Consider the following 4500-nt stretch of genomic DNA (forward strand, 5'->3'; position numbering starts at 1 on the left):
CCCCACTTTCATGCCCTGCCGACTGAAGATCACCCGACCGAGTCGGCAGATTCGAACTCACAATCACCAAGGTCGATAGAGCAACGGCTAGTTAGGTGACCCTGGGCACGCCCGCGCTCTGGGCTGGGGCCCTACTCTTCAGCGAGCCCAACGGCTTGGATATCTCCCGCTATCGACTGGAGATCACAGACCCCCTACGCTGCGTGCTCGGGGAGTAACGAGATGGGGGGCCGATGGTCGATCCAATTGAGACTGATGCACCGGATGACTCAGGGTCGGTCACGGTACGGCGGTTCGAATACCAGATACACATCTCCGTGCAAGCAGTCCTGGAGATGCTCGCGGGCGGAACGGTCATACACGTGACCTGTGAGCACATCGAGGACGTAACCGTCGCCCGTAGAGGCGACCCCCGGTGCGTCGACGATGTGTTCTGGGACTTCCAGCAGATCAAAACGAGGGATGCCGTTGAGCCCTGGACGCTCACGGACGTGTTCAAGAGCGGACCCCTCAAGAGCTTGTGGCGGACGCACGCAACCGTGGCGGGCACCGGACTGACCTATCAGCTGACCGCCGGCCTTGAGGGCCATCTCGACCCAGCCGATGATGCAGTTGTGGCCCTGTCCAAGGGGCAAGGAGGGGACAACGCAGCGTGCCGCAAACGGGTCGCGACGCACCTGAAAGTGAAAGAGGATGCACTCGCCGATTTCCTTCCTCTGGTGCGCATCAGACCGCTGCCACGACGCGGTGATGTCGATCTACGTAACACCCGGGTCCTGGCCGATCTCGGCCCAGGGCTCACCATGGCGATGATCGACGCGCTCTACGACGAGTTGCTTCGGCGTACCCGCGATGCCACCCAAGGTCTTCCCGTGGCCCGGTGGACAGAGCTCCTGGTCCTCGACACCCCGCCCCCGGCCGTGCTGAACAAACGCCTTTCCGCGGCGTCGATTGCCGACGTACGCCAGCGCCTGACCCGTCCCGACCACGTTCTGCTGGAAGACCTCTCCCACCAACTGCATGACCCGGAGACCGCGCTTGTTCGCAAGCTCCGGGCGGGCGCGGCCTCCAGGGAGGTCATCGAGGAGGCGCAGATGCTCCGGGCCCACGCTGAGCGCCACCGCTTCAAAGAGCTGGCGCTGGGAGCCTGGCCCGGCGATCAAGCCATCGAGACTGATCTCGACCAGCGTCTGCTCTTGCTGGCCCGCCGCACCGGCCGCTCCTACAGAGGACAGCCCCAGCCCGCGGACGCCATCTTCGACGAGCTGCAGCGCATGCTCGATGCCAGCCCAGGCACGTATGACCGCCATCCCCTCTACGCCCAGGACGGTGTACTCCTGATGGGCAGGGCATGCGCGATCTCGGACGAGTGCAAGTTCGACTGGGGGAGCGATCGAGATGCCTCCTAGCGCTACCGCGCCCGTAACCACCGTGCCGCCCACAAGGCCGCCTTCGGCCGATGCCCAAGCCCGCCTGCTGCTCCTCATCGACGTGTTCTCCGAAACCAAGGCGGCCAAGGGCATCGAAGGGCGCATGAAGCTGGCCAAGCTTGACTTCCTGCTGCGCTACCCGGACCGCTTCAACACACTCATGGCTATTCGACGGCCCAACGTCGACACCGGCGAGAACCCGTGGCTGACCGGAACGATCGAGCAGAGCATGATCCGCTACAGGTACGGCCCCTGGGACCCCGCGTATTACGTGCTGCTCGGCGCCCTCACAGGCAAAGGACTCATCGAGCCCAAACACGAGGACGCCATTGCGACCTACTGCACCACCCAGGTCGGGCATGACGTGGCGCGTGCTCTCGCTGAAAGCGAGAGCTGGCGCCCGGTGCGCGACCGCGCAGTGCTGTTGCGCCGGTACTTCAACCTGACCGGCCTCACCTTGAAGAACCTGATCTACGAGACCTTCCCCGACATCGTCGAGGCGGACTGGGGGACCCACCTATGAGACTGCGTATCGAAGAGATCACCCTGGTCGGCACCAGCCGCACGATCCGCTTCGAACCCGGTATGAACGCGATCGTGGGTTCCATGAGCGGCGGCAAGACTGCCACCGTCAGCTGCCTTCGGGCCCTGCTGGGAGCCGACGTGAGTGTCGTCCCCGAGCTTCGCGGACGGACGATCGCCGGCACCGTGCTGGTCGGAGATCGCCGATTCCGCATCGTCCGCCCCCTGGTCACCACAGCGAACGCCATGGTGGAGATCGCCGAAGTTGAAGGCCGCCGGGAGGTCTGGCGGCTGCCTGCCAGCCAGCTCCAAGCCGGGTACGACGAGACGTTCCGTGACTGGTGGCGCGACGTACTGAAGCTGCCCCGACTCCGCGTCCCACGCGCCCCCAACGACGACAGGAGCCCCCTGGTTCCCGTCACTATCAGCGACTACCTCATGTACTGCGTCCTCAGGCAGAAGGAGATTGACTCCTCCGTTTTCGGAACGCCGGACAACTACTCCAAGAACATCAAGCGTAAGTACGTCTTCGAGATCCTCTACGGCCTGTACGACCCCGAGGCAGCCGGCCTACGCGACCGCCTGCGTGAGGTCACCACAGAGCTGGCAGCCCTCACCGCAGATGCGAACACCCTGGAACGGATCCTCCTGAGCACCGCCTTCGCCTCCCGCGCCCAGCTGGAAGTCGAGCGCCAGGAGACCGAGCGGGAGCTCACCCACGCTCGCCAAGCCGACGTCAGCCTCACCGGCAACATCAACCTGACCGGGCCGACCACCGTCACGCTCCGCGAACGGATCGCCGAGACGGAAGCAGAGATCGCCCGGATCGCCGGGGCGACCGAGGCCGAAGCCGTCTCCATCACCAACCTCCGTGAACTGCACGGACAACTCATCGCCCAGAGCCGTCGACTCACTCGCGCCCTGGTCGCCGAGCGCCTCCTCAACGACTTCGAGTTCCACACCTGCCCCCGCTGCGGAGCCGGCGTACCGGACAGGGGAGACGAGCACACCTGCCGTCTCTGCCTCCAGGCCCCACCCAACCTGCCGGCCCCGTCCTCTCTCGCCGCAGAACAGGACCGGGTCATCGAGCAGGTCACAGAGACCGAGGAACTCATCGCCCGGAGCAGCCACCGCCTCGCTCAACTCCAGACAGCCCTGGCTACCCAGACCCAGCACCGGACAGACCTCGGTGACCAACTGGACCGAGCGACCTCCACCTACATCACCGACCAGGCAGACCGCATCCGAAGCGTCGCTGCCCAGCAGGCCCGACTCGAGGAGCACCTCGCCCGCCTGGACGACGGCCTGGCCGTCCACGACCGGCTAGCCGGACAGGCCGAACGAGTTGCGGAACTGGAACGCGAGCAAGAAGACCTCAACAGCAAAATCGACGCCACCCGCCACAGCAACCAAGCCGTCAGCCAACGCCTGCGGAAACTCGACGACGCCTTCGAAGCAGCCCTCCGCAGCTTCGACGCACCCCGCTTCGACAACCAGCCAGGCTCCTACATCAACAAGAAGACGTACATGCCGGTCGTGGACGGCCGCTCCTTCGCTGACCTGCAATCGCAAGGCGTCGAGGTACTGGTCAACGTCGCCCACGTCCTTGCCCACCAACATGTGGCACTCAACGACCCCGACATCCCCCTGCCCAACCTCCTGATCATCGACGGCATCAGCAGCAACGTCGGCCACGAAGGCGTCGACCTCGAACGCCTGCGCAAGATGTACGCCAGCCTCCTGCATACTGCCACCGAACACGTCGACCGCCTGCAGATCATCGTCACCGACAACGACTCCCCTCCGATCGAGGGCATTCACCGGCCGCTGGAACTGTCTGACACAGACCGACTCGTCCCCATGCCCGATGCCGAACCCGGTGACGAGCAGCCTGCAGACGCGCCGCCAGGAGAGGAAGCTGGCGTGTGACGACAGCAGCGGGGCCGGACAGGAACACCCTGTCCGGCCCCGCTGCGCGTTGTGCGGCTATGCCCAGCGCATTCCGACTTTGGACAGCTGCTTCACCCGCTCCGGGCACCGCGGATTCGCCGGCTGCACCGGGCGCACCGCAGGCCGCTCCGTCCTGGGCCGCTCCGGGGGTGGCCTGCTGATGCGCATCGGCCGGGAGTGATGGTCTGCGTGTGACTGTCAGTTGAGGATTGTCATCGTGATGTCAGCGAAATCGATGCCTTGACCAGGGACAAGTGACTGACAGTGCTTGCAGATTTTGTGTGACATCAGTGATGAACGCCCAGGACAAGACCGTGCAGACCGGCAGGACGAGAGCCCCTCCAGCCAGCCCATAGCGCCGCACCGTAGGCCCGGGAGAGCGCCAGTCAAGAGAGGCTGCGCACGGACTGAAGACCGTCGAACCAGGCCCCTTCACACCGGCGAATCGGGGAATCAACCCCCGCCGACCAGCACATTTCCCGAATGCGAGAAGGCCGCCAGCGACTAGTGTCCTGCGCCGGAGATCCGTCGGCAGAAGCGGGCGAGGGAGTCGAGGATCTCATCGGCGGTCTTGGTCCAGGTGAACGGCTTGGGGTCC

Annotated in this window: 3 protein-coding genes; all 3 read left to right on the forward strand. The window is 65.0% G+C overall.

Annotation, left to right across the window (positions count from 1 at the left end; all coding sequences use genetic code 11):
- Window positions 1-233: 233 nt before the first annotated feature.
- The 3 genes from AB0J08_RS41025 (at window position 234) to AB0J08_RS41035 (ending at window position 3881) form a co-directional block, all read left to right on the forward strand.
- The gene (locus AB0J08_RS41025; protein ID WP_360645134.1) at window positions 234-1409 is read left to right on the forward strand and encodes a dsDNA nuclease domain-containing protein; all 1176 of its coding nucleotides are present in this window, start codon (window positions 234-236) and stop codon (window positions 1407-1409) included.
- 82 nt (window positions 1410-1491) lie between these two features.
- Window positions 1492-1953, forward strand: coding sequence for a hypothetical protein (locus AB0J08_RS41030; protein WP_360645136.1), 462 nt, complete (start codon window positions 1492-1494; stop codon window positions 1951-1953).
- Window positions 1950-3881: a hypothetical protein gene (locus tag AB0J08_RS41035; protein WP_360645138.1), complete on the forward strand. Its 1932-nt coding sequence runs from the start codon at window positions 1950-1952 to the stop codon at window positions 3879-3881. Before AB0J08_RS41030 ends, AB0J08_RS41035 begins: the two co-directional genes overlap by 4 nt.
- Window positions 3882-4500 lie beyond the last annotated feature (619 nt).

The organism is Kitasatospora sp. NPDC050463, from assembly GCF_040655255.1.
GTDB lineage: Bacteria > Actinomycetota > Actinomycetes > Streptomycetales > Streptomycetaceae > Kitasatospora.